1 pseudogene is annotated in these 303 nt (G+C 65.3%); it reads right to left on the bottom strand.

Features of this window, described 5'->3' with window-relative positions:
• Nucleotides 1-303, bottom strand: a pseudogene (locus tag E5W87_RS35745) (hypothetical protein); the annotation flags it as partial.

The following is a 303-nucleotide window of genomic DNA, read 5'->3' as shown; positions in this document are numbered from 1 at the left end:
AGTGATAGGTGGGGTTGCGCACCACGCGCTTGACCTCCGCCATGCCGCTTGGCGCGGGGTTTTCATCGCTTCCGATCGAGGCGGGGTAGACTGCGAGCCATTTGCCGGAAGGGTCGAGCACACGGACCAGGCGGGCGCCCTTGTCAACCTCAATGCCGGCAACGGCAGCGGGAGGATCGCCCCGGCCGACATCAGGCACCACCAAGGTCCTTCCGGGCTTCCTGAAGCCGGTGCCCGGGTTGAGCATCCTGAGCAACTGTTCGCTGACATGGAAGCGCTCCGCCAGCTTCTCCACCGCGTTAC

This window comes from Mesorhizobium sp., from assembly GCF_004962925.1.
Classification (GTDB): Bacteria; Pseudomonadota; Alphaproteobacteria; order Rhizobiales; family Rhizobiaceae; genus Mesorhizobium.
Note: the sequence above shows the minus strand (reverse complement) of the source record. Positions and strands in the feature narration are given on the sequence as shown.